The 26,114-nt window shown below is 45.6% G+C and carries 22 protein-coding genes; all 22 read left to right on the top strand.

Going from position 1 to position 26,114, the window contains the following annotated elements; all coding sequences use genetic code 11:
- Positions 1-58 precede the first annotated feature (58 nt).
- The 22 genes from ACFVVF_RS05225 to ACFVVF_RS05120 all read left to right on the top strand — a co-directional run bounded on the left by ACFVVF_RS05225 (position 59) and on the right by ACFVVF_RS05120 (position 26,076).
- Entirely contained in the window at positions 59-1,069 is a 1,011-nt protein-coding gene (locus ACFVVF_RS05225) for a LacI family DNA-binding transcriptional regulator (protein WP_387808837.1), read from the top strand.
- A gap of 17 nt (positions 1,070-1,086) precedes the next feature.
- On the top strand, positions 1,087-1,614 hold the full coding sequence (locus tag ACFVVF_RS05220; protein WP_387806037.1) for an HAD family hydrolase: 528 nt from the start codon (positions 1,087-1,089) through the stop codon (positions 1,612-1,614).
- 179 nt (positions 1,615-1,793) lie between these two features.
- The gene (locus ACFVVF_RS05215) at positions 1,794-3,281 is read left to right on the top strand and encodes a spore germination protein (protein ID WP_387806034.1); all 1,488 of its coding nucleotides are present in this window, start codon (positions 1,794-1,796) and stop codon (positions 3,279-3,281) included.
- A gap of 38 nt (positions 3,282-3,319) precedes the next feature.
- On the top strand, positions 3,320-4,516 hold the full coding sequence (locus ACFVVF_RS05210; protein ID WP_387806032.1) for a Ger(x)C family spore germination protein: 1,197 nt from the start codon (positions 3,320-3,322) through the stop codon (positions 4,514-4,516).
- A gap of 8 nt (positions 4,517-4,524) precedes the next feature.
- Positions 4,525-5,619: a GerAB/ArcD/ProY family transporter gene (locus tag ACFVVF_RS05205; protein WP_387806031.1), complete on the top strand. Its 1,095-nt coding sequence runs from the start codon at positions 4,525-4,527 to the stop codon at positions 5,617-5,619.
- Positions 5,616-5,819, top strand: a complete 204-nt coding sequence (locus ACFVVF_RS05200) for a hypothetical protein (RefSeq protein WP_387806029.1) — start codon at positions 5,616-5,618, stop codon at positions 5,817-5,819. The genes ACFVVF_RS05205 and ACFVVF_RS05200 overlap by 4 nt, the downstream gene beginning before the upstream one ends.
- Before the next feature lie 115 nt (positions 5,820-5,934).
- Positions 5,935-6,615, top strand: coding sequence for a DUF7002 family protein (locus ACFVVF_RS05195; protein WP_387806026.1), 681 nt, complete (start codon positions 5,935-5,937; stop codon positions 6,613-6,615).
- A gap of 323 nt (positions 6,616-6,938) precedes the next feature.
- Positions 6,939-8,723: a glycosyl hydrolase family 8 gene (locus tag ACFVVF_RS05190; protein ID WP_387806023.1), complete on the top strand. Its 1,785-nt coding sequence runs from the start codon at positions 6,939-6,941 to the stop codon at positions 8,721-8,723.
- A 357-nt stretch (positions 8,724-9,080) separates the two neighbouring features.
- The gene (locus ACFVVF_RS05185; protein WP_387806021.1) at positions 9,081-9,434 is read left to right on the top strand and encodes a hypothetical protein; all 354 of its coding nucleotides are present in this window, start codon (positions 9,081-9,083) and stop codon (positions 9,432-9,434) included.
- Positions 9,435-10,160, top strand: a complete 726-nt coding sequence (locus ACFVVF_RS05180; RefSeq protein WP_387806019.1) for an 8-oxoguanine DNA glycosylase — start codon at positions 9,435-9,437, stop codon at positions 10,158-10,160. It begins immediately after the preceding gene.
- Positions 10,157-11,428, top strand: a complete 1,272-nt coding sequence (locus ACFVVF_RS05175; protein ID WP_387806017.1) for a PfkB family carbohydrate kinase — start codon at positions 10,157-10,159, stop codon at positions 11,426-11,428. Before ACFVVF_RS05180 ends, ACFVVF_RS05175 begins: the two co-directional genes overlap by 4 nt.
- Positions 11,415-12,056, top strand: a complete 642-nt coding sequence (locus tag ACFVVF_RS05170; protein ID WP_387806015.1) for a 7-cyano-7-deazaguanine synthase — start codon at positions 11,415-11,417, stop codon at positions 12,054-12,056. Before ACFVVF_RS05175 ends, ACFVVF_RS05170 begins: the two co-directional genes overlap by 14 nt.
- A gap of 194 nt (positions 12,057-12,250) precedes the next feature.
- Positions 12,251-12,793: a guanylate kinase gene (locus ACFVVF_RS05165; RefSeq protein ID WP_387806013.1), complete on the top strand. Its 543-nt coding sequence runs from the start codon at positions 12,251-12,253 to the stop codon at positions 12,791-12,793.
- Between the two features lie 13 nt (positions 12,794-12,806).
- Positions 12,807-14,126: a deoxyguanosinetriphosphate triphosphohydrolase family protein gene (locus ACFVVF_RS05160; protein WP_387806011.1), complete on the top strand. Its 1,320-nt coding sequence runs from the start codon at positions 12,807-12,809 to the stop codon at positions 14,124-14,126.
- Between the two features lie 323 nt (positions 14,127-14,449).
- Positions 14,450-15,619, top strand: coding sequence for a GntR family transcriptional regulator (locus tag ACFVVF_RS05155; protein WP_387806009.1), 1,170 nt, complete (start codon positions 14,450-14,452; stop codon positions 15,617-15,619).
- 166 nt (positions 15,620-15,785) lie between these two features.
- Positions 15,786-17,285 (top strand): Vps62-related protein, encoded by a 1,500-nt coding sequence (locus ACFVVF_RS05150; RefSeq protein WP_387806008.1) that lies wholly within the window; start codon positions 15,786-15,788, stop codon positions 17,283-17,285.
- Positions 17,286-17,359: 74 nt separating this feature from the next.
- On the top strand, positions 17,360-19,483 hold the full coding sequence (locus ACFVVF_RS05145; RefSeq protein ID WP_387806006.1) for a DUF5054 domain-containing protein: 2,124 nt from the start codon (positions 17,360-17,362) through the stop codon (positions 19,481-19,483).
- A gap of 280 nt (positions 19,484-19,763) precedes the next feature.
- Complete coding sequence (locus ACFVVF_RS05140) at positions 19,764-21,716, top strand: ABC transporter substrate-binding protein (RefSeq protein ID WP_387806004.1); 1,953 nt, start codon at positions 19,764-19,766, stop codon at positions 21,714-21,716.
- Between the two features lie 13 nt (positions 21,717-21,729).
- A complete protein-coding gene (locus ACFVVF_RS05135) occupies positions 21,730-22,812 on the top strand; it encodes an ABC transporter permease (protein ID WP_387806003.1) in 1,083 nt (360 codons plus the stop codon).
- 4 nt (positions 22,813-22,816) lie between these two features.
- Positions 22,817-23,962, top strand: coding sequence for an ABC transporter permease (locus ACFVVF_RS05130; protein WP_387806001.1), 1,146 nt, complete (start codon positions 22,817-22,819; stop codon positions 23,960-23,962).
- Between the two features lie 42 nt (positions 23,963-24,004).
- Complete coding sequence (locus ACFVVF_RS05125; protein WP_387805999.1) at positions 24,005-25,048, top strand: ABC transporter ATP-binding protein; 1,044 nt, start codon at positions 24,005-24,007, stop codon at positions 25,046-25,048.
- Positions 25,045-26,076: an ABC transporter ATP-binding protein gene (locus tag ACFVVF_RS05120; RefSeq protein ID WP_387805997.1), complete on the top strand. Its 1,032-nt coding sequence runs from the start codon at positions 25,045-25,047 to the stop codon at positions 26,074-26,076. The genes ACFVVF_RS05125 and ACFVVF_RS05120 overlap by 4 nt, the downstream gene beginning before the upstream one ends.
- The last annotated feature ends 38 nt before the right edge of the window (positions 26,077-26,114 follow it).

Below are 26,114 nucleotides of genomic sequence, written 5' to 3'. Positions count from 1 at the left end.
ATATCCGGGTAGGGGGGCGATTGCCTGTCCTTAACATCCGACGATAATGAGGTTGGGCATGAAAGCGACCACGATATATGATGTTGCCAAGGAGGCGGGCGTCTCCATCGCGACCGTCTCCAATGCGATAAACGGCAAGGGAAAAGTAAGCAAGAAAAAGCGTGATGAAATATTTAAGGTGATGGAGCGTCTGCAATATCAGCCGAGTGTGATCGCCTCGGCTTTGATGGGCAAAAAGACGTACACGATCGGGCTGCTTATTCCCGATGTATCCAACCCCTTTTTCTCTGAAATTGCCCGTACGGTAGAGGATCTGGCGCATTCCGAAGGGTATAGCGTCATCGTCTGCAGTACGGACAATAAGGATGACCGGGTAGAGAAGTATATCCGGCTGCTGGAGCAGAAAAGCGTGGATGGCATTCTAATCGGTACCGGAGTGGAGAACGCAGATATTTTGACGCAGCTCGCAGAAAAATCGCTGCCGATCGTCATGATCGCAAGGGAAGCGGTTGCGATGCCGGTACACAGTGTATTAACGGACGACTTTAAGGGCGGGGCGCTTGCAGCCGAGCATTTGCTGGGCGGCGGGCATCGCCAAATTGCGGTACTGTCCGAGAATTTCAAAGTTACGAGCAGCTATGAGCGGGTCAGAGGCTTCCGATTCGCTTTGTTCGAGGCTGGCATTGCCGTCGAGGATGACAGCATTATTTCATGCGATTCCAGCATCAGAGACGGAAAACGGGCGGCAGCGGCGCTAATCCGCGGGGAAAACCGTCCGTCGGCGATATTTTGCTGCAACGATCTGCTAGCGATCGGGGCATTGCAAGCCGCCAAAGAAGCAGGAGTACGAGTACCGGAGCAGTTGTCGATTATTGGCTTTGACGATACGATTCTGTCTACCGTGACGAACCCGGCGCTTACAACCGTTGCCCAGCCGATGGACCAGATGGTCAAGCTGGCTTTCGACTTGCTGATACGCAGCGCAGAGAACACGGATGAAATTAAGCAAAGGATCGTTATGCAGCCGGAACTGATCGTCAGAGAATCGACAAGCACGCCGGCAAACTAAAAATGGGGGTTGCACAATTGGAAAAAAGATTGATCGTATTTTTTGATAGCGGAGACACAATTGTCGATGAATCAACGGAAGTAAGGGACGAAGAGGGAATTGTAATTAGCGCTGATTTGATTCCCGGCGCGGACGTTATGCTCAAAACGTTGGTCGAGAAAGGTTACACGCTGGCGCTGGTTGCCGATGGCGACGCGCAATCGTTCAAGAACGTATTCAAGCAGAACGGGCTTTACGATTATTTTACGACCATGATCTATTCCGAAACTGTGAAAGCAACCAAACCGAGTCCTCGTATGTTCAAAGCCGCTGTAGGCGCTTTGGATCTGTCTGAGGCTGATTACCCGCGCATCGTGATGATCGGCAACAATTTGAGCCGTGATATGAAAGGCGCGAATGCGCTGGGCATCACAAGTATCTTCCAAAGCTGGACGCCGCGCTACCCGCATACACCTGCTGATGAATCAGAGCGTCCAACCTATACCGTGAAGGAGCCGCTGGAGCTGATCGAGCTGCTTGATCGCTTGAATGCTGAGCTTGCTTAATTCACGGACCAGCTATTTTGCACTTATACTTCATATTTAAAGGAATGGATAAGTCCCTCAGGCTAACTGAGGGGCTTTTTGTTATGGCTTGAACTGGAGAGAAAAGGGTATGAGGGGCAGGGGCAATGGAAATAATGGAATCAACTTCATTGAGAAAATTGAGAAAGGGGCAACGATGGATGAATGGCTCCAATAGCAAAAGCAGCAGTGTACAATTCAATAAATACGACCCGGAATCGTTCATTAAAAGCATTCAGGAGTTGCTTGGCAATCCTCCCGATCTGAACCATCATCCATTCGCGCTGACGCCTGACCGGCAAGGGCATTGTTTATTTATAAATACGCTAGTTGATAAAGGGAAAATTGAAGATACGATTTTGTGTTTTTTCACGGAAAAGTTTGCAACAGCGGAAGCAGCCAACTGGACGATTAATGAGCTGCGCTATCAAATCCCGATATCAAACTCATCAACGGTCACGGATCTGAATGATTGCGTGTTAGCGCTGATGGAAGGAAGCTGCCTGCTGCTGCTGAAAGGCGAGGGCGAAATTTTGCAGCTGGATGTTTCTATGCAGTCACAGCGTCCGATTCCGAAGCCGGAGACAGAGATGACTGTACGCGGGCCTCAGGAAGCATTCAATGAGGATATGGCGACCGCCTTGAGCTTAATCCGCAAAAGAATCAGAGCAGCAGATTTGCGGTTTGAACAATTTACAATCGGCTCCAAAACCGAATCCCGCGTCGTTATCATCTATTTGGAGGAGCTTGCACCAGCGGAGGTTGTTGAAGAGTTTCGACGGCGGCTGAATGCGATTGATACGGACAGCATTCTGGATGTTTCCTATGTGGAGGATTTTATTTCCGACCGGACCTTTATTCCGATGCCGATGATGCAAAAGTCGGAACGGCCGGACGTTACCGTATCCCATATACTTGAGGGAAGGGTAGCAGTTATTGTGGATGGCAGCCCGCTTTCCCTGATCGGCCCCATTACCTTTTTTCAGTTTTTTTCCTCGCCGGAAGATTATTTTCAGCGGGCGGATATCGCAACCTTCATGCTGTGGATTCGCTTCATTTCTTTCCTGCTTGCAATCTTCGTTCCAGCGCTCTATATCGCCGTCACCATCTATCAGCAGAGCTTATTGCCTCCTTCGCTGCTAATTAGCATTTCCGCGCAAAGGGAAGGTGTACCGTTTCCGTCCTATATTGAAGCTTTTCTAATGGCGGGAAGCTTCGAGATTTTACGGGAAGCAGGTCTGCGTATGCCAAGAATCGCCGGACAGGCCATCTCTATAGTTGGGGCGCTAGTACTGGGAGAGGCGGCCGTACAAGCCGGCTTGGTCTCCGCAGCGATGGTTATCGTCGTTGCGGTAACCGCTATTGCGAGCTTTGTGGCGCCTTACTATAACTTTGGCCTGTCGCAGCGGTTTCTGCAATATTCCTTTATGCTGCTGGCCGCCTTTATGGGGCTGTTCGGCATATTGTGCGGTGCGCTATTTGCAGTCGTTCATTTTGCTTCGCTGCGGTCATTCACCGTTCCGTTTCTCGCGCCAATCGCACCTACATATGTTTCTGACTGGAAGGATGTGCTTGCACGCCGGGGACGGTCGAAAATTAAAACCTATCCCGCTATGAACCGGACGAAGCGGAAGCGGAGAATTCCATAAGATATGCCCCGCATACTAGACCCGGAGAGGTGAGCAGCATGAATGTCAAACGCCGGATATGGAAGCATAGGTTCATCGCCAGTGTAATGGCGCTGCTGTGCTTGACGGGCTGTTGGGATATGATCGAAGTGAATCGGCTGGCTATCGTCAATTTCGTCGGCATGGATCTGAATCCGGAGCAAGGCGGCAGTATGTTCTATTACCAGATTATTAATCCAACCGGGATTGCCGCGCAAAAAACGTCCGGCATCAATGCCCCGGTCTACACCTACAGCATACGTACGTCTGATTCGACGGAAAATCCGTCGAAGTTAACGGACGGTATTTCGAAAACGCCGTTCTTCGCACACTACAATGCAATGGTTGTCACAGAGCGTGCAGCGAGGAAAGGGCTAGTTGACCAGCTTAATTTTTTGGAAAAACAGAATGATCGTCAATCGACGATTCCGATGATTATTACGGATTCACCGCTTCAGGCTATTATGAGAACGTATACCTCGCTGGAAAGACTGCCTGGGCGCAACGCCCGCTTGATTATCGATAATGGCATTTATCAGACAGGTGAAGCCAGCCCGCGCTCGCAGATCAAGCATGTAGCTGAGAATCTGGAGAGCACCATATTAACCGTGCTCCCCATCATTTCGCTTTCGGGGGAGGATGTCTCCAGCACCGATACGAAAAAATATGAAATGATCGACGCCAATAAAGGCAGCTTCTTACTGAAGGGAGGGGCGTTGATCAAGCAGGGTAAAATGATCGGGCGGCTGAAATCATCAGAGATGCCGTACTATAATTTGCTCAATGGGCAAATTCATATATTCCATCAGTCGGTTCCCTTGCATGAAGGGCATGTCGATTTGCGAGTGGAGGATTTTACGGTCCGAAAAAAACTGGTGATGGAGGAGGGCAAGCCAGTATTGCGCATTCATTTGAAAGCTGAAGTTCATATGGAGAACAATACACAGGATGTAAAGCTGGATGAAGCAAATCTAAGGGAAATCAAATCGCAGCTCGATAAGCTGATTCGGGAGAAGTGTGAGCGGCTATTTGCAAAAAGCAAAAAAAACAGCTGGGACATAACGGGTCTCGAAGCAATGATGAAGCAGAAGCGGGGACAGCCTTGGGCGGAAGCAAAACGAAACCCGGAGAGCTGGAAAGAGACTCAGTTGGATGTGACCACCCAGTTCATTATCCAAACATTTGGCAATACATTGGATCCGTATAAAACAAGGTGAGTGGTACATTGAAGGAGCACATAAGCGGTTGGCAGTTTTTTCTGATCACCGTTAACTATTCTCTTGGAACGGCTTTTTTCATCCGGCCGGGGAGCATGATTGCTTCAAGTAAACAAGATGGATGGATGATTCCGCTGCTGGCCAGCGTCTTTATGCTTGCAGTGTTATGGATATGGCTGGGGATGGCAAAGGTATATCCCAATCTGAGTATCGTGCAGCTGGCTGTCGAAGTGGCGGGCAAGCCGATTGGCGGGTTTATTGCCCTGCTTTATATTTGGTACTTCATACAGACCTCAAGCTGGGTAACGCGCAATTTGGGTGATTTCATGAAGACGATTCTAATGCCAAATACGCCGATCACCGCGTTCCATATTATGTTTCTCGCCATAGCCTGTTACGCTGCCATAAAGGGTGTCGAGACTATTGCCAGAACGAGCGAAATATTAACCCCCTTCGTCATTCTCGTCATGCTAACCATCTATGTATGCGCCTTGAAGGAGTGGGATTGGGGGAAGCTGGAGCCCATGTTTCAGAGCAGCTTTAATAAGCTTATGAAGGATACTGGACCCGTAATCGGTTTTCCCTATCTCGAGACGGTAACGATTATGATGCTCGCACCTCATGTCAAAAGCAGGCTGAAATCGGCGCTGCTCCTTGGCATGACGGTAACAACCCTGCTGCTGAGCGGCATCGTTCTGATAACAGTGGGGGTTCTAGGCGCCTCGCGCAGCTCGCATCAAGTATATCCTTTGTACACCATTGTGAAGGAGCTTCAAATTGCCGAATTTATCGAGAATCTGGAGTCTACAATCGTCATAAGCTGGACGATCTGGATTTTCCTTAAGCTCTGTATCGCTTACTACTGCGCTGTAATCGGCATTTGCCAGCTGTTTAAGCTTAAGAATAGGACAGGTGCCGCGATTCCGCTCATTTTCCTGATTGCAGGCATCGCTATTACTTTGAATGACAATGTCATTGGCAACATTGCGTGGGATAAACGTTATATTTTCCAGTACTCCTGTTTCTATGGAATCGTGCTTCCGCTGTTTCTATGGATGCTCGGGAAGTTCAAGAAGCGAAGAAGAAAGGGACCGGCTGCATGATCAAATATATGCTGATGATTTCGGGAGGGCTGCTGATTGGTCTTATCTATTTGATCAGGACCCGCAAACCGATGAAGGAGATCGTCGTGTATCTGGTGCTGTCTCTATTTGCTCTGGTTAGCTGGTGGGATATTTTTAGCGGCCATTTATTCAATCCGAACCGGTGGATCGGCTGGATAATCACATGGATGGGCCTATAAGGCGGCAGAGCTTGCTGCGCATATAAAGAAACAGCCGGGATAAGGAGTATCTCCTTGTTTCGGCTGTTTCTTTATGGTTGCGCCTATGAGAAAATGTAATTTGAGGGGGATTCGTATGGACGTTATTCAGACGATCACGAGAACGGAAAATAGAAAAACGCTCTACCATTTCACGAGAGCGTCGAACTTGAGGGCGATTGCGGCACTGGACAAGCTGCTGCCGAGCGGTGTAATTCGGCCTGAATTTAGCGGCGAGCGGCGGACGGAGCAATTACAGATCGAATATGAGGACTTTGTTATGACGTTAAACGCTCATCTCCGAATTCCGGATAAAATGATGGATGTCTCCGTCAGCCAACAGCAATTCAGAGCGTTTCTGGATAGCCATGTGTTTTTCTGGCCGACCTTAAGGGACTGCAGAAAAATGCTGGATATGTATTCGAGAAGAGAACCGGAAGAAAGCTTCGCTGTGCTGGCATTCGATGCGCAGTCTTTGCTGCGGGCAAACGCCGGGTCCATATTGTTGACAAAATATGATTCAGGCAGCTCTCCGAGATTTCCGGACCGCTGCGGTTACAGGAAGAGTCTGAATATCTTTTTACCGATAGAGCAGCTTGGTACCGTTAATCGGCATGATGTGCCTGTAAAGGTTTCAGATATAAAGGAAGTATTAGTCGCTGGAGGAGTAACCTCGATCTCATTGCACTTGAGAGCCTTGTATGCTGACCATCCCGGAGCAGATATTCCGAAGCATTGGCAGGCTCTGCAGCAGCCGCTTTCGATGCTTAAGACGTAAGAGAATCGGGCGTAATCTGCATGAAGATTACGGCGGGATCTTGAGTTAGACGTATAGAACAGATCGTCATATCTGGCATTAAAGTTTAAGCGCTTTAATTTATTTATTGACAATTCAATTGCCGGGACACTACAATACGGTGTATGAAGCCAACAGCAGGCATGGACTGAACTTTTGTGATAGCGCAATCTTTTCGTCTGGGAGAGGAGGGACGCAACCGCTATTGCAATTGACTTTGTCATGCCATAAAGTTAAAGCGCTTAAATACATGCTTTCATCATCCTTAGAGGCTTCCTTACCTATTCCGCGAAAGGCAGTGATGAATGATGATTATCCGTAAACCCGGCATGCCTGCTGCTATGCTGAGCGCTATTTTGTCCATCGCAGTAGTTCTCATGCTAATTCCTAGTGCAAGCAGTTATGCTGCTGCCGGTTCCGCTTCCTCTGAGACGTCGCTTAGGCCGTTTCCGCAGCATATGAATTATGCAGCAGGCTCCATTAAACCAAATCATGTATCACAGAAGAAAATGGACGCTGAGGTTGGCTTGCTTTACGATCAGTTCAAGAAAAAGTACATAAAGGCCAATCCTTACGATGCCAGCCAATATTATGTCTGGTACAATGACGGCGGCTGGAACGGCGATGCGATCACCGTGTCCGAAGCGCATGGCTATGGAATGATGATTACTGCCATTATGGCCGGACATGATCCGGAAGCGAAGAAGCTGTTCGACGGCATGTACCGTTACTTCCGTGCACACCCAAGCACATTGCATCCCGATCTGATGGCTTGGCAGCAAGCGGACCGGGACGGCGCTATCATTGACGTTAACGGTACGGATTCAGCGATCGATGGCGACATGGACATTGCCTATTCGCTGCTGCTTGCTGATAAGCAGTGGGGCAGCAAAGGCACAATTGATTACCGGGGCGAAGCTGTCAAAGTAATCAATGCCATTATGGACAGCGAGGTTCATCCTGAGCATTTCCATCTGCTGCTGGGCGATTGGGTGCTGGGCTCCGACAGTGATCCTAGCTTCAAGCCCGCTACCCGGCCTTCGGATTTCATGCTGCAGCACTTGAAGGAGTTCCACAAGGCGACAGGCGATGATCGCTGGCTGAAAGTCATCTCAACTACTTATGGCATTATTAATGACCTGCATAAAAACTACAGCCCAAAAACCGGCCTGCTGCCGGACTTTGTCTACCGCGATTCTGCAGACGGCAAATATAAGCCGGTCTCTGAGTTCGAGTGGAAGACGGAAAGCGGACATTTCCTGGAGTCGGGATTCGACGGCGCTTACAACTATAATTCATGCCGCACGCCATGGAGAATTACGTCTGATTATTTGCTGACAGGTGATAAAAGCGCCTATAATCAGCTGGCTGCATTGAACGCCTTCGTTCAAAGCAATCATGCTGATCCGAGCGCAATCTGGTCGGGTTATTCGCTTGACGGCAAGACGAAGTTAAGCGAATGGGATGGCAATCTGGAGTTTACGGCTCCGCTTATGGTCGGCGCAATGATCGACAAGCGCAATCAGCAATGGCTGAATGATCTGTGGGATTACCATACGGAAGAAGCCAATTCCACGGCACTGGAATACCGTTATTACTATGGCAACTCCATTCGCTTGCTGAGCATGATCGTCGTTTCCGGCAACTGGTGGTCGCCTACAGGTATTGCTGCCACAGATATTTCCGGACATTCGGCTGAAGCGGCTATCCAGCAAGCGCTGGCTGCAGGCATCGTTAATGGCTATCCAAATGGCACATTCAAGCCGGAGGAAGCGGTCACGCGTGCCGAGTTCACGGTCATGCTGGCCAAGACGCTTAAGCTGGACGGGGAAGGGGCAGCCCTTGCTTTTGCCGATGCAGCTTCCATCGCACCATGGGCTTACCGCTCTGTTGCTCAGGTCGTGCAAGCAGGATGGACGGACGGCGTATTTGTTGATGAATTCCTTCCGAACCAGAAACTGACGAAGGGCGAAGCGGCTGCTATAATCGCCTTGGCGACGAAAACAGCTGCTGTGGAAACGATAGATGCTAATGCCGCTGTGACGCGGGCGGATGCGGTTTCGCTGCTGCTTGCACTTAAAGAGAAGTAGCTTAGTGTAATCATTAATTAAGAGGGTAGTTCTGGAGCCAAATCGTTGGCTGATGGAACTACCTCTTTTTGAATTGGAATATCGGTTGTTTGTTAGTTAGAGAATATTTTAATAATCTTATACCTGACCCTTACCTAATTTATGATCAGTTTTGTCATGACGTAAATACTTCAAAATCTATATTGGTTCTAGTTATAGATCATCCTTGGAATAATAACTGCACATTATTTTACAAAATTTTAAAGAAGATTGCTCTAGAGTTATTTGCTTACTCTTACTATATTAACCTATAAATTGGAGACAAGATTACCCAATTTAAGTTATTATAGTACTATATAACTAGAAGGAGGTTTTTTTATGGGAAGCGGAGGATATTCAGGTGCGATTTATAGTAGTTTGGGCGGAGGAGCTGTTAATAAATGCGGAGATACAATAATTACTCAGATAATTGTTAATCAAAATAAAAGTACTATTTGGTTAAATTCTTCTATTCAAGATATGGTATACATTAACCTGAATAGAAGTTCTTCTTTACCTATTTTAGAAGTTTTAAATCAAGTAGACGGTATGCTCATTGGATTACTCCCCCCAAATTGTGGATGGGTGATTAATTGTATTGAAAATGGATGGAAGTATCAAGGAATTATTATTAAAAAAGAAGGTAGCCAGTATGATCCTAAGATAACAGTAAATTTAAATGGTGTAATTTGAATGGAATATACTCAAGCTATTAATATTTTAAAAGAATTATGGGAAGTATACGGTTCATCAATAGAGCAAGAATATGTTTTGTTTTATAAATCAAAAGAGCAAGTACTCGATGAGTTCTTTTTTGTTTTATTAGGAGGATTCGGAATAAGTTATGAATTAAATTTATCTGGTCTTCAGATACTTAAAGATCAAAACTTATTTAAGAAAGATTATTATAAATGCAAAGATAAATTGTTGATTATCGAAGAGAAAATTAGAGAGCAATTTTCCAAAAAGCAATTTGTTGGTGCCAATTTAAATGGACATTTAAGAAAATACAGGTATCTTGATACGAAACCTAAGATTATTTCAAATGGGGGCTATTGGCTATGGGAAAAATGCGAGTGGGAATTATATGACAAGTTACATGATCTTAATGCATCTGCATCAAGATTGTGGTTATGTAATTGTCCTGGAATTGGGATGAAATCAGCAAGTTGGTTATTAAGAAACACAGGGTTTAATGAGGACTGTGCAGTATTCGATGTTCATATTTTAAGATTTTTAAGTTATTTAGGGTTTCATGTTCCAAATCAATTAACAGAAAAAGTATATCTAAGTTTAGAAGATGCACTACGTAGAGTGTGTAATAATGTTGGAGTTACTTTAGGGAAAATGGATTATTTGCTGTGGTTATTATCCAGAAACGGATTTCTTAATTATGCTGATCGGAGGGATGGGATTTGAGTCTTTCTGTATATGGAGAGATTGGGATAGATCTCTTACTTGGTGATAATTCTAGAATAATTAGCAGAAATGGTGGAGCAGGTTTGTACGCGGCTATCGCAGCCGCAAGACAGGAAATGAAAATTGATTTCTTAACTGTCTATGGACCTGAAATTGATAAATATAGTCTTCAATTTTGGGAGACAATGGGGGTATCTATTGAAAATTCAATATATTTAGAAAATTACAGCGTGCCAAGGTACATAGTAACGGGCTATAAAGCATTTGAGCATAAGATTAGTACTCCCATTACTGATATTAAAATGGGAATTCAATATGTTCCTTCATTGAGTAAGGATTGTGAAGGATTATTACTTTTCCCGGTTGACCACTCTTTCCCTGAATCATTATTTGAGCAAGCGATAGAAAAAAATATACCAATATTTTTAGATCCTAAACCTAACAATAAATCAATAAATCGAACAAGAGAGATATTGAAATATGTTACGGTGCTTTTAGTAAATGAAGAAGAAGCTTTATTATTATCTGAAACAAACGAGATTGAAGAGGCGATTAAAAAGCTAGAAAAAATGGGGCCCAAATATATAATTGTAAAAAAAGGATTTAAGGGTTGCAATTTGCTATACGATGGACATAGATTAGAATTACCTGCATATAAAAGTAAAGCTGTGTGTACCCTTGGGTCCGGAGATGTCTTTGGAGGTACCCTAGCTGTAACTTTTTTGAGGTCAAGAGATATTGAATATAGTGTACGTATTGCAAACTGTGTTGCTGCTAATTTTATTGAAAGTATGACTGTTGAAACTGTTATTGATAAATCAGGAGTTGAAAAAGATCTTTACCAGCGTGAAATGTTTGTTCTAGATGAAAATCTACCGAAAAAGGTCTATTTGGCGGGTCCATTCTTTAATAAACAAGAAATATACTGGGTAATTCATATTAGTGAAAGATTAAAAAATGCCCAGTTTACTGTCTTGTCTCCTTTGCACGAGAACGGAGTTATTAATGCAGATACCTCTTTTGAACAAAGGAAAAAGGTTTTTCAAGCTGATATTGATCTAATAAATGATGCTGATGTTGTGGTAGCTTTAATAGATCAAGACGATACCGGCACTTGCTTCGAAATGGGATATGCTTTTAAAAAAGGAGTTCCTGTATATGGTCTAAAAACTTCAGAAAAGAAATTAAATAATATGATTCAATTTGGTTGCAATCAATTATTTGAAAATATAGAAGAATTGATAGAGGTATTATATGGGAAAAAATAAAATTGTTTTACTATTTTCTGGTGGCATTGATTCAACTGTGCTATACTACTGGCTTAATGCTACTGATTATGATGTGTTTCCTATTCATATAAACTATGGACAAACAACTTATCTAGGTGAAATTAATGCAATTAAAAGAATAACTGAAGGAATGTTTAAAAGAGATACATTATTTGTGGATGTACCTAATCTTAAAGAAATTGGCCAGGGATCATTAGTTGGTGAATTACCGGAGAGTGTATATTCGCAAGATGAATGGATGAAAAATGAGTTTTTTCCAAATAGGAATATGATTCTGATATCTATTGCTGCTTCATATGCCTATAAAATGAATATAAATAAGTTAGCTATTGGAGTAGCAGGAGAAAATTCTTATAAAGATACAGGGAGTGCATTTATTAAAAGTATTACAAACACTCTATACGAGTCCTTAAATTTATTTGAGATAGTAACACCGTTTGTAGATAAAGATCGTAAGTTTGTGGTTAACGAGTCTCAAATATTAAATGTGCCTATAGAAAAAACCTTTTCATGCAATAGTCTCGGAGAAAGACATTGTATGCTGTGCAATAGTTGTTTGGATAGACAACATGCACTGGACTTGCTAGGAATTGCTAATGCATTCTAAAACTGAAAATTTTGAATATTAAACATTTTTATAAGATATTCACTAAAAAAGCTTACAATCTTAAAAAGGATTGCAAGTTTTTTTAGTCTTTCAAACTAGATAATAATGTAAATAATCAGCAAAAATAAGTTCGAATTTATATATGAATTGGTGTAGAATTAGTAAGAAGATTTTACATTCTTGGGGGAGTTTGAATGATTAAACTAATTGTATTTCAAGGGCCAAGTGGATCAGGCAAGACTACTCTACAGAAAAAATTTGGTGCTCCCAAAATTATTACATGTACAACTAGAAGTCCCCGTACTACAGAAAAGAATGATATTGATTACCATTTTATGAATCGTGAATCTTTTGAATTACTTATAAAACAAGGGAAGATGTTAGAAGTTACTCAATACAAATCTAATCTATATGGAACTCTTTTAGATTCTGTTACTAATATTGAGGATGAGGTTAAATCAATTGTTCTTGACTATTCAGGCGCGAAAAGAGTTAAAGAATTATTGAAAGAAAAATGCTTTCGAATTGGTGTATATGCTAATAAGAATGATTGCGAAAAAAGGTTGTATAAGCGACAACATAATCTTGAAGAAGTCAGCCAAAGAATGAATAGTTATGATTTTGAAGTTAAAGCATTGAACGGATGTGAAATTATTATTAATAATTCCGATTCCTATTGGGATAATGTTGAATGGATATTGCATTCCTTGAAGGAAGAAATACAAAAATATAATTGACGGGGGCATGAAAGTGGATAAAAAGATATTGATTGATGAACTGTTAGCATTAGGAGTAGAAGTTTCAGATCCAAATAATGATGAGCATACTACTCGTAAACACGACGATCCATTTATTGTACAAAAAAAAGATACCGATAGTCGTGATCCATTTGAACGTGATTACGCTCGAGTTCTTCATTCTCCTTCTTTCCGTAGACTGCAAGGTAAGATGCAATTACTAGGAACTCAGACGAATGATTATTATCGTACAAGATTGACTCATTCCTTGGAAGTAAGCCAAATAGGAGCAGAAATTGCAACCAAAGTTTATGCTGATAACGATTCTAAAATTAAGGTTAGCAAAGCGTTAGTTACTATGGCTTGTTTGACTCATGATATTGGGAATCCTCCATTTGGTCATTTTGGAGAAAAAGCTCTAAATATGTTAATGAAAGATCACGGAGGATTTGAAGGAAATGCGCAGACCTTAAGAATTGTATGTAATTTGGAACAAAAGAGTCAGGATTATAAAGGGCTTAATTTAACGTTGGCATCTAGATTAGCACTAGTTAAGTATAATGTTACAGCACAACAAAAAAACAAAGAAGGGAAATTGAAGGAGGGCAAGTTTCTGTATGATGACTTAACTAGTGAGATAAATACTAAAAGTAAATTGAAAACGCAAACATTGGAATGTCAAATAATGGAGATATCTGATGATATTGCATATGCTTGCCATGATCTAGAGGATTCTCTCAAATCTGGTGTTTTAACTCTTGAAGATGTAATTTGGTCTTTAAAAAGCAAAGATAAAAGTGCTCATAGTCAATTTACTGAGATATTGGAAATATCAAAAAAGTTATGTGGGAATTCACATGGGGATATTTATCTTAAATCAATTACTTCAGTACTAATTAATACTTTTGTTAATGATATTAAGGTCATAGATTTAAATAAAGAGGAAATGTTAAAGAAGGGAACTGTTTATTCAAAAGGACTGGGACTAAAGGAATATAAAGGATTGTTGAAACAACTTAAAAATGTAGTTTATGACTTATTAGTTAGGCAACCTTCGGTGGCTGAATACGAAATAAAAGGAGGGATTATTGTTAGACAATTGTTTACCATGCTAGTAGATGAAAAATACAATTATAATAATAGATTATTCCCACTTGAATATCAAAAAATAATTGAGAATAACCCGGAGGTTCCTACTGTAAGTTTATATCGGACAGCAAGTGACTACATATCTGAGATGACAGATTCATTTGCAATGCGTTTATATAAAAAGCATTTTGGTAAAGATATGCCGAGTTATAATGATTGTGATTGGAATGATAGTATAAATTAATAACAAATAAACTTAAAATTTATAGGGCCCAATTAGGTCGGTGCTCTATAAATTTTTTTTGTAGTGTAATAAACGAATTAGCTTAAAATTGATATTTAACAACTCTTTTGATAATTAGTATACGAATTCAGTATAGCATGTTTCAGTTTTTCTCTTCTCTAGGAACTAATGCCGAACTGGTTAAAAATAGAAAATAGCAAAGTGTTTTATTAGATATGAAGTGAATTTTGATTTCAGGTAAAGATTTGGGTTTCAATTTTTTTGATTAAGAAGGATTTTCAACGAATAGACCGAACGTATGGGCACACCATGTATGCCGCTTTATGCAGAAAACGGGAGGCGATGTTCAAATGAAGCTGCGGGATGAAGAGACAAAGCCGTTGCTTTATAAACAGATGGTCGTAAAGGTGCTGGAGCTGATTCGAAGCCGAAAGCTAAGGCCGCATGATCCCGTACCCTCGGAGGGGGAATTGGCCAAGCTGTATGGGGTGAGCCGAATGACGGCAAAGCTTGCGCTTGATATTCTAGTCAAGCAGGACGTTGTTTATCGGCTGGCGCGCAGAGGAACGTTTTTATCTGCCGGATATGTGGAGGGAGCAGAGGAACCGGCACTGCCGAGAATGACGCTTCAAGCTGAGCAGCCAGCTAAAAGAAAAATCGCAATGGTGTTTCCCAATATGGATGATTACACGGCGCGTATTATCGCTTCGGCGGAGCAGGAAGCCCGCAAGCTGAACTGTCAGCTGCTTATTCGGATCTCACTGGATAAGGAAGATGAGAGCGAATGTTTGCAGGAGCTGTACGAGGATCGGGTGGACGGCGTTATTTTATATCCAAGGGGACGTATGGCTTGCAGTGAAAAGGTGCTGGAGCTGAACCGGCTCCGATATCCTCTAGTCATCATTGATCGTATTTTTCGCGAGGTGCAAATCGATTGCGTCTATCACGATCACTATCAGGGCGCCTACAATCTGGTCGAATACCTCATCAGCAGGGGGCATAGGGAGATCGGTTATATATCGATGTCATTTGACGGGGTGACGAGCCGGGAGGATCGTTACAAAGGTTATTTGCAGGCGCTTCGGGATCATAAGTTGACGGCGAATGAAGGATATGCCGAGCTCCATTGCTCTGAGGATTATATGAATCGGCTGAGTGAAGTTAATCCGCAGCTGGAAGCTTTTATAGGACGGAATCCTTCGCTGACAGCCGTCGTTTGCGCCGATGATTACTTGGCTACATCCTGTCTGTATACGGCTCTTAGTATGAATGTGCCGGTTCCGGATCAGCTCTCGGTTATCGGCTTCTCCGATATTCAATTATCAAGTCTGCTGCCGATACCGCTGACGACCGCAAGGCAAACGACCGAGCAAATCGGACAAGCAGCTATTAATCTGCTGTTCAAGCGAATGGATAAATCAAGAGAGGGGGCAGTTACGATAAAAGTAAAAACCTCGATCATTGAACGCAGCTCGGTCAAAACAATTGGTTGAATATGTCAATGACATATCCTAACATTTGATTTGTGCTGCCGGCAGCATGTTGAGAGTGAAGGGAGGAATTGATTTGAAAGCGCTAACATGACGGGGTTGAACGATATGTCAGGCAAGGCAAGCTGTTTAGCAAGTGAAATCTAAAAACGAAATGAGGAGCTCGATTATGAAAATATTCAAGTTGTTTGTTTTAGTTTCACTGTTGGCCTTAACTGCACCTGTATTCTCGTACATGAAGACGGAGCCTGCCAGCGCGGCAGGACAGCCCCCTGTAACGGCCTATAGGGATGGCAATTTTACCGGGGTCACGCAAGATTTCGAAACGGGACTTTACAATGTAGATCAGATCAGCACTGTGGGAAATGACAAGATTTCCTCGATCCGGATTGCACCAGGCTACCGGGTCACCTTGTATAAGGATTACAATTTCTCCGGTTCCTCCAGAGTGCTGTATGCCGATACGGCCTGGCTGGAGGATTTCAACGACGAGACCTCCAGTATGAAAGTAGAGCTGATTGGCGCGGCCCGCAAGCCGGTTACAGCTTACACGAATTCACCATACGGCGGCTTGGAGCAAGCCTTCGATGTAGGCAGCTATGATTGGGCGGAGCTGCAAGCTGGTGTAGGCAATGATTCGATCTCCTCGGTACGGGTCGCACCGGGCTATAAGGTTACGCTGTACAAAAACGCCAACTTCTCCGGCGCTTCCAAGGTGCTGACGGCAGATGCGATTTATGTAGGCAGCGACTTCAATGACACAGTGTCGAGCTTGAAGGTAGAAGCGATTTCGCCGCTGGATGCAACGAGCGTCGCCGTTCCGAACAATGCCTACAGCGATACTTCCAAGCGCCAGCTGCTGGAAACCTTCGCTCCACGGATTTGGATGGCACAGGGAGAGTCGTATTTCCCGTCCTCCGTTGAATTTACTTTCCCGTATGTGGACCGTTACTTGAATCCAAGCTCGGGCAAATATGAAATCAAGACGAAAACGCCGCTCGATCCTTATACGCTCAAGCTGCCATACTTCTCGGGAGATTTGGCGAATGCGCCAATTTACGCTTTCTGGGTCGAGAAGGATTACAACAATGTGGACATGGTCTTCTTCCAGTTCAGTCCTTATGACTTAGGGAAAACGGTCTTCGGTACAGAGGTTGGCGATCATGTAGGCGACTGGGAGCGGATTACGGTTCGTCTGGCCAAGTTTGTCGACAATAACACGAACTACTTGAAGCCGGTTCAAGTCTTTTACGGCGCACACTCCTTTGGTACCGCTTACAACTGGGATGAAGTAACGAAGATCAATCAGACGCATCCAGTGGGGTATACTGCATTTGGCTCGCACGGCATGTGGAAGGATGCAGGAACCCATGTCTATCAGGAGCTTGTCGTCACCCAGCTGACGGATGTAACGAACCAGGGAACAGCATGGGATACTTGGAACAACGTTCAAGCGTTCCAATACTATCCGCATTTGTCGACAGGCAATGGGCTAGGAAATCCTTGGCCGACTTGGCTGGACAAAGATTATACGAATCCGAACAGTGACTCGGTTTACCGGTTCGGCAATCCGGCACAAGGCTCGTTCTTCGGTCAGCCGCTGCTTGCAGGCGGACCAACGGGTCCTCAGGAAAAAGGCGCTTTGACGAATGATGTCGTTCTAGACTAAAGGTTGGAGTTGGATAGGAAAGATCGGGAAATTTGAGCGGTACGAAGCCATATTTTACGGAGGCAGGACAACGAATGAATAGCAATAGAACGGTTCACGTCGTCTTTAAAACGCATTTGGATATCGGATTTACACATTTGGCTGCCCATGTGCTGAAGCAATACAAGGAGGAATATATTCCGAAAGCGATTGCGTTAGCCGGGCAGCTGGAAGCGGAGGGCGGAGCTGCGCGCTTCGTGTGGACGACAGGCTCTTGGCTGATCCGCCATTATCTGGATCAGGCCTCGCCGGACGAGAAACAAGCGATGGAAAAGGCGATAAGAAGCGGGCATATTGCTTGGCACGGCTTGCCCTTTACAATGCATACGGAGCTGCTGGACCCCCAGCTGCTCCAGTATGGTTTGTCGATCGGACATGAGCTCGATCAGCAGTTCGGCAAGAGAACCATCGCTGCCAAAATGACCGACGTGCCCGGTCATACACTGTCCATGGTCCCTTATTTGCAGGCAGCGGGGATTAAATATTTGCATCTTGGCGTGAATCCCGCTTCCAAACGTCCTGACGTGCCAAGGCTCTTCCGCTGGCAAGCGGAGGACGGAAGCGAGATCATCGTCAATTACTCAGGAAGCTACGGAGAGCCAGTAGAAGCGGAAGGAATGGACGATATTTTGCTGTTCGCTCACACCGGAGACAATTGCGGACCGCCAAGTGCCGAGGAAATTCAGGAGCAGTTCCGGGACATTCAGGAGAAATACCCTGATGCGAGAATTATCGCTTCTACGCTAGACGCATTCGCAGAGCGTCTGGCTCAAGTACGTGAGAAGCTGCCCGTATTGCGGGAAGAGATCGGAGATACTTGGATTCATGGAGCCGGCACGGACCCTTATAAGGTTGCCGGGCTGCGCGAGCTGCTGCGTTTGCGAAGCGAATGGACTGATAGCGGAAGAATGACGGCTGGGAGCAGCGAATACAACAGGATGAGCGATGCGCTGCTGCTCGTCACCGAACATACATGGGGATTGGACGTCAAAAAATGGCTGCCCGATTTCCGGAACTATGCGAAAGCAGATTTCAATCAAGCGCGAGCAGCCGATGAGATTGATCTCGATGACATGCCGGCCAAATTCAGCTATATCGGCGCTTTCGCGATGAATGAATTCGATCTTCATTCCAGCGGGTTGTTCACAGCCGAGCAAAGCCGGCGCACCTATTCAAGGATTGAGAGCTCTTGGGCGGAGCAGCGAGCTTATTTGGAGCAAGCCGTGTTCGGATTGGAGGATAGCAAGCGGGAAGAAGCCGCTCAGGCGCTGGCTCAGTTGAAGCCGTCGCGATTACCTCAAGCGGCTGATGAAGAGTCAATAAGCGCAGGTGAAATCTATCAGACGAGCGGAGGCTATCAGTTGGCTTTCTCCGAGCAGGGAGCTCTTATTCACTTAAGCGATGAACAGGGAAAGGTATGGGCAGATGCCGCTCATCCTTTTGGAGAATACAGCTATGAAACGTTTGGTACAGAGGATTATGCGCGGTATTTCCGCAACTACATGCAAAACCTGCCGGTGACACATCCGTGGGCAGATGCTGATTTCAGCAAACCGGGCTTTGAATTTGTCCGCCCGCTGCCAAGCTATCAATCGGTCAAACCAATTGTCTCGTCCATGTATAGAACATGCGGGGAGCGTGAGGACCGTTACGTGATCCGAATGAGAATGCCAGCCCATGCCTATGAGAATTACGGAGCACCGCGGGAGCTGGAGATTGAGTATACGTTCCAGCATCGGAGCGGGATTATTGGCGTTTGTCTGCAATGGTTCGGCAAGGATGCCAATCGTTTGCCTGAGGCGAGCTGGTTCAGTTGCGGCCTGAAGGTGGACAATCCGAACAGCTGGCAGATGGATAAGCTCGGCTATGGAATCTCTCCGCTTCGGGTAGTGAAAGGCGGCAACCGCAATCTTCACGCCTTGGGACGGGGGGTGTCTTATGAGGGGGCAGACGGCTGGGCAGAGATCGAGACGCTGGACGCAGCACTGGCTGCGCCAGCCGAGCGAAGACTGCTGCAATTCGACCAATCCTTCGCATCCTTGGAGGGCGGCTGGCATTTCAATCTTCACAACAACATCTGGGGAACAAACTTTCCGATGTGGAATGGGGAGGACGCCAAGTTCCGTTTCCGGCTGCATTTGAAGTCGAATACTATGTAGTTTAAATATGAAATATACCAATTCATAAAATGTCAATAGAAAAATAAATATTTACAAAATCTTAACAATAGGTATTGATTACAAGATATATCCAATGTATTATACAAATAAAGCGTTTACATTAAGCGCTTACATTTTTACCGAGGTATTAAACCGGTTTAAACATCACGAGAGACACAGCCTACATAATCCAGGATTTCACATCATCCGCTTTTAAACCGGTTTAACCAGAGAGACAGACCAGGTTCAAAGATGTCATTTCAACTATGGAGGGGTTAATTTGAAACGAAGCAAAATGATGTTAATGCTGCTCGTGGTGATTGCGGTTATTGCCGCAGGATGTACGAATGGCAACTCCGCGCCAAAGGCAACGGAGAAACCGGCAGAAACGGTCGTACCTGTCGACAACAATCAGTCAGGGGCTAAGGAAGCTCCGGCGCTCGCCGCATTAGTGAAAGACGGAAAGTTGCCGAAGCTGGAAGACCGGATGCCGGTAGCGGCAGATATTAAGATCGAAGATGTCGTTGAAGAGATCGGCCAATACGGCGGCGACTGGAAAATGCCTTGGAATGGTCCTGCCGACAAATGGGGCGTAGGCCAGCCAACAGAGGAAGCGCTTTTCCGTTTCAACAAAGAAGGCAACAAGGTTGAGCCAAACGTAGCTAAAGGCTACGAGGTCAACGAAGATTCCACGGTCTTTACGATTCACCTTCGTGAAGGCATGAAATGGTCGGACGGCGTGCCGTTCACAACGGATGACGTTATCTTCTACTGGGAGCACATGCTGAAGAAAGAAACGTTCGGCAAAAAAATCTATGACGCTTACTACTCTGTAGATCCGGTAACAGGCGAAAAAGCATTGGCCGAAGTGAAAAAGGTTGATAACTATACCTTCACAGTGACGCACAAATATCCAAGCGTACAGTTCCTGGAGCGTGTGGCGATCGACAATAAATGGTTCTTCGCACCGAAGCATTTCCACGAAACAATTCTTCCTGAATTCGTAGGCGATGCGAAAACGCTGGAAATTACGAAATCATGGGGCTACGAGGATCCGAAAGTGTTCCTGGTAGAAACAGGCTACTACGATTGGCTGCACAAAGAAATTCCAACGCTCAGAGCGTGGATGCCAACAACAGATCCGAACAGCGACCAATTCGTAATGGAACGTAACCCGTACTTCTGGAAGACAGATGCTGAAGGCAATCAGCTGCCATACATCGACCGCATCGTAGCGACGAAGATTCAAGATCCAAGTCAGAAAGTGCTGGGCACATTGGCTGGCGACTACAACTTGGTTACTTTCGACGCTAGAGACTTTACGGTTCTGAAGGAAAATGAGAAAAAAGGCAACTACCGCATCATTCCTTGGACGCAGCCGGCTTGGAGCAGTGCAGGCATCCAATTGAACCAAACGACACAGGATCCGAACCTGCGCAAGCTGTTCCAGGATATCCGCTTCAGAGAAGCATTGTCCATCGGCGTTAATCGCGTAGAAATTTCCGAGATCGTAACGAACGGATTGGGCGAGACGGTTCAAGCTTCCGTACCGGAAGGCGTAATGGGTTATCAAGAAGGCTGGAAGGATCAATGGACAGAATTCAATCCGGAGCGCGCGAACCAAATTCTCGACGAGCTGGGATTGACGAAGCGTGACAAAGACAATTTCCGTATGAACGCGGACGGCTCTGAACTGACGCTTACGATCATTGAATCCAGCACAGATACAGCAGCATTCCTGGAGCTGTTGAAAAAGTATTTTGAAGACATGGGCTTGAAAACGAACTTGAAGGTCGTTGACGGCGGTACGCACTTCGATATGAAATATGCGAACCAAATTCCGATCACAACTGAGAACATTTCGGTAGCGAACGTAGCGTTCCGTCCGGACACGCTCGTACCGCTTCGTGTTATTACGCCATGGTTCGGCCACTACGGTCTGTATTCGCAATCGGGCGGCAAAGAAGGCGTGAAGCCGGAAGGCGACGTTGCCAAAATTCTCGAGTATTGGGACAAAATCAAAGCGAGCAAAACGCAAGAGGAAATCGATCAATACGCAGACGAGATCGTTAAGCTTCATATGAAAAACCAATGGGTTATCGGTTATGCAGGCCCTACGCCTGTACTGATTGCAGCATCAAACAACCTTCACAACATTCCTGGCAAAATGATTTGGGCAGATGAATATCGCTCGTTGGGTCATGGTCATCCATCGCAATTCTTCATTAAATAAGCAGATGCAGTAAATGACGGCGGCAATGGCGGGGAAGCAGCTTCCCTGCCATTGCCGCAATAAGATTCAGCTAGTAGCGGAGAGGAACGGATATGAGATGCTTCAATATATAATAAGACGAATTCTGTTAGTCATACCCGTTGTTATATTTATTTCCTTTGTCGTCTTCTACATCATTCAGCTTCCGCCAGGCGATTACGTATCCAGCTATTCCGCTAAAATGTCGGCAGCAGGGGACGTTATGACGCAGGCAGAAATGGATGAAATGAGATCGAATTTAGGTTTGGACCGTCCGGTGTATGAACAGTATTTTGTATGGATGAAAAAAATCGTGCTGCATGGAGACTTCGGCTTCTCGTTCAACTACAATAAGCCGGTTCTTGCAGTCGTGAAGCAATACATGGGATTAACCTTAGTCGTGTCACTAGTTACGATGGTCTTCCAATATCTCGTTGCGATTCCGGTCGGTATCTATACGGCTGTCAAGCAGTATTCGCCAGGCGATTATTTCTTCTCCGGATTGAGCTTTATTGGAATGGCCACGCCTAACTTCCTGCTTGCTATCATCTTAATGTTCTTATCCTATACCTGGTTTGGCGATCCGTTGCTTGGCTTATTCTCCAATGAGTACGTCAACGCGCCATGGTCGATGGACAAAGTCATTGATTTGGCGAAGCATCTGGTCATTCCAGTCATCGTTATCGGTCTGGCAAGTACAGCCGACCTGATCCGTGTCATGAGGGGGCAAATGCTTGATGAGCTGAACAAGCCCAACGTCGTGACAGCAAGAGCGAAAGGTGTATCTGAGACGAAGATTTTGCTCAAATACCCGACTCGTGCCGCTTTGAATCCGATTGTCAGTACGTTCGGCTGGTCGTTGTCCTCTGTATTTACAGGCTCGACGATTACCGCTATCGTATTGAACCTGCCGATTCAAGGGCCGGTTATGTACAATGCCTTGCTCGGCCAGGATATGTATCTTGCTGGCTCGTGGCTGCTCTTTATGGCATTGTTGACCGTTCTGGGCACATTGATCTCGGATATTCTACTTGCATGGCTGGATCCAAAAATTCGTACAGAATTCAGGGGAAATTAATACGATGAGAACATTACCTGCATTCAAGAAACCAACGTCGGAAACCACTCGTCCCAAAGCAGAAAAAGATTCCAATTACAGCTCGCAATGGCAGCTGATGTATCTGCGATTCAAAAAGCATAAATTAGCTCGTATGAGCTTGTATATTTTATCCTTCTTGTATATTGTTGCGCTGTTCGCGCAATTCATTGCCCCTTACGGGCTGCAAAGCTATGACAGTAAATATGTAAACGTGCCGCCAATGGGCCTCAGATTTGTGGATGCGGAAGGCAAATTTCATATCCGGCCGTTCGTCTACGAGCTGAAGTCGGAGCGCGACCCGGAGACGATGCGGAAAGTATTCGTTCCGGATACGGAAAAGCGGCATAACCTGAAGTTCTTTGTTAAAGGCGAGGAGTATAAGTTCCTTGGCATGTTCAAGACTTCGCTTCACTTCATTGGTGTCAATGAACCGGGCCGTATATTCTTGCTCGGTACGGACGGCATGGGAAGAGACTTATTTTCCCGGATCGTACTTGGAAGCCAAATTTCACTCAGCATTCCGCTCGTCGGCGTAGGCATCAGCTTCGTCATCGGTTTGTTTATCGGAGGTGTCTCCGGTTACTTCGGCGGCTGGCTGGATTCGCTGATTCAACGGGTAATTGAAATTATCCGGTCCTTCCCGACGCTGCCGCTGTGGATGGCATTGTCTGCGGCTATTCCGCCGCGAATACCTGTCGTCACCATGTATTTGTACATCGTGATTATCTTCGCCTTTATCGGCTGGACTGACCTCGCGAGGGTCGTACGGGGCAAGTTCATCTCGCTGAAAAATGAAGATTATGTCGTAGCGGCAAAGATTGCCGGTGTCAGCGATACGAAAATTATCGTCAAACACTTGCTTCCCGGCTTCATCAGCTACTTGGTTGTAGCGACAACGCTTGCTATTCCTGGCATGATTCTTGCTGAGACGGCAATGAGCTTCCTCGGACTCGGCATTCGTTCGCCGGCAACAAGCTGGGGCGTATTGCTGCAAGAGGCTCAGAAGATCGAGAACGTCGCATTGTATCCGTGGAAGCTGTTCCCGCTCGGCATCGTTGTTCTTACGGTACTGACCTATAACTTCCTTGGCGACGGCTTGCGTGATGCCGCTGACCCTTACAAGAAATAAGAGAACGCATTGGTATAAATAAATGGCAAGCGAGGCGATAGCATGACGACTCAAGCTGCTCAGAAAGAGCAACCTTTATTGTCCGTTCAGAACTTGAGTATTAAGATCAAAATGGACAACGGAACCATGAACGCGGTAGACGGAGTCGATTTCGAAATTCATAAAGGCAAAACCTTAGGTCTGGTTGGTGAATCGGGCTGCGGTAAAAGTCTGACGAGCCGCTCGATTATAAGCATCAATCCGAAAGAATGCGAAACGACCGGAGAGATCATATACAACTCGGATTCGGAAGCTTGGCTGAATCAGCTCAATATATTGTCGCTTAAGCCGGCGGGCAAACAAATTCGCTCCATTCGCGGCCGGAAAATCGCAATGATCTTTCAGGAGCCGATGACGGCATTCTCGCCAATGTATACGATTGGCAATCAAATGATGGAAGCGATCCGTATCCATCGTACGAAAAACAAAAAAGAAGCGAAAAAAATCGCGCTCGAAATGCTCGCGAAAGTGGGTATCTCCGATCAGGAGAAGCGGTTTGACCAATATCCGCATGAATTTTCCGGCGGGATGCGGCAGCGGGCGATGATCTCGATGGCGCTATCCTGCAACCCGGAAATTCTCATTGCCGATGAGCCGACGACAGCGCTTGATGTAACGATTCAAGCGCAGGTGCTGGAGCTGATGAAGAAGCTGCAGTCCGAGTTCGGCATGGCGATTCTGCTCGTCACGCATGATCTGGGGATTATTGCACAAATGTGCGATGAGGTCGCCGTTATGTATTTGGGCAAAATCGTCGAGCAGGCGCCTGTAAAAGAAATTTTCGCGAACCCGAAACACCCGTATACAAAAGGGCTGATGAAATCGATGCCGCGGCTCGGCGGCGGCAAGACGAAGAGACTGGATTCTATCGAAGGATCGGTTCCGATCCCAATCGATATGCCGCCGATGTGCGGGTTCTATGACCGCTGCAAGGATCGAATTGAAGGCGTTTGCAATATGAGTGCGGTGCCGAAAACCCAGATTTCCGACCAGCATTCCGTCCGATGCTTCCTGTATTCGGATCAGCGTGAAGGAGAATCACAATGACCAAGCCGAAACCAATACTCAATGTTGTCGATATGAACAAAAATTTTCAAGCTAAATCCAAAACGACCCTCTTCAAAAAGCCGGCGCCAGTTCGCGTGCTGAATGACATCTCCTTCGAGCTGATCGAAGGAGAGACGCTCAGCATCGTGGGTGAATCCGGGTGCGGGAAGACGACGCTGGGCCGCTGCATCGTAAGGGGGATGGATCCTTCCTCCGGACAGGTCGTCTACCATACCGAAGACGGGCAGGAAATTGATTTTCTGAAGCTGAAGGGGAAAGGCTCCAAGACGTACCGCCGGGAAATTCAAATGATTTTCCAGGATCCCTATTCCTCGCTTAGTCCGCGGATGAGCGTATTCGATATTATCTCCGAGCCGTTAATCGCCAACTTCAAACTTAGCAAAGCGGAGGTGGAGGAGAAGGTTACCGAAATTGCCGCGAAGACGGGTTTGAACGTAAGCTATTTGCGGCGGTATCCGCATGCTTTCTCTGGCGGACAACGGCAGCGGATCGCGATAGCCAGAGCGCTGATTACGCAGCCGCGTCTGATTGTATGCGATGAAGCTGTATCCGCACTCGACGTATCGATTCAAGCGCAGATTATTAATTTGCTCAAGGATTTGCAGGATCAATTCAAGATTACGTATATTTTCATCTCGCATGATCTGTCTATCGTACAGAACATTTCCGACCGGGTGGCGGTTATGCACTTAGGCCGAATTGTGGAGTTGGCTTCGAGCGAGTCGCTGTTTGACCAGCCAAAGCATCCTTATACCGAAGCCTTGATGTCCGCCGTACCGCAGCCGGATCCGGATTACAAGAAAAGCCGGATCATCTTAGAGGGAGAGGTTCCGAACCCGGCAAATCCGCCTAGCGGCTGCCATTTTCATCCAAGATGCGCATATCGCACTGAAAAATGTGTGAAAGAAGTTCCCGAGTTGCGCGAAGTAGGCTATAATCATTTCACAGCCTGTCATTACGCGGAGGAATTAAAGCTGAAGGGCGTTAATAGCGAACTCGCAAACTAGGGGACCAGGTTTAGCATGCCGTGAGAGGATGTTAATGC

The organism is Paenibacillus sp. NPDC058174, from assembly GCF_042883865.1.
In the GTDB taxonomy this organism is placed as follows: domain Bacteria; phylum Bacillota; class Bacilli; order Paenibacillales; family Paenibacillaceae; genus Pristimantibacillus.
The sequence above is the reverse complement of the archived record's forward strand: the minus strand, read 5'-3'. Positions and strand labels throughout refer to the sequence as shown.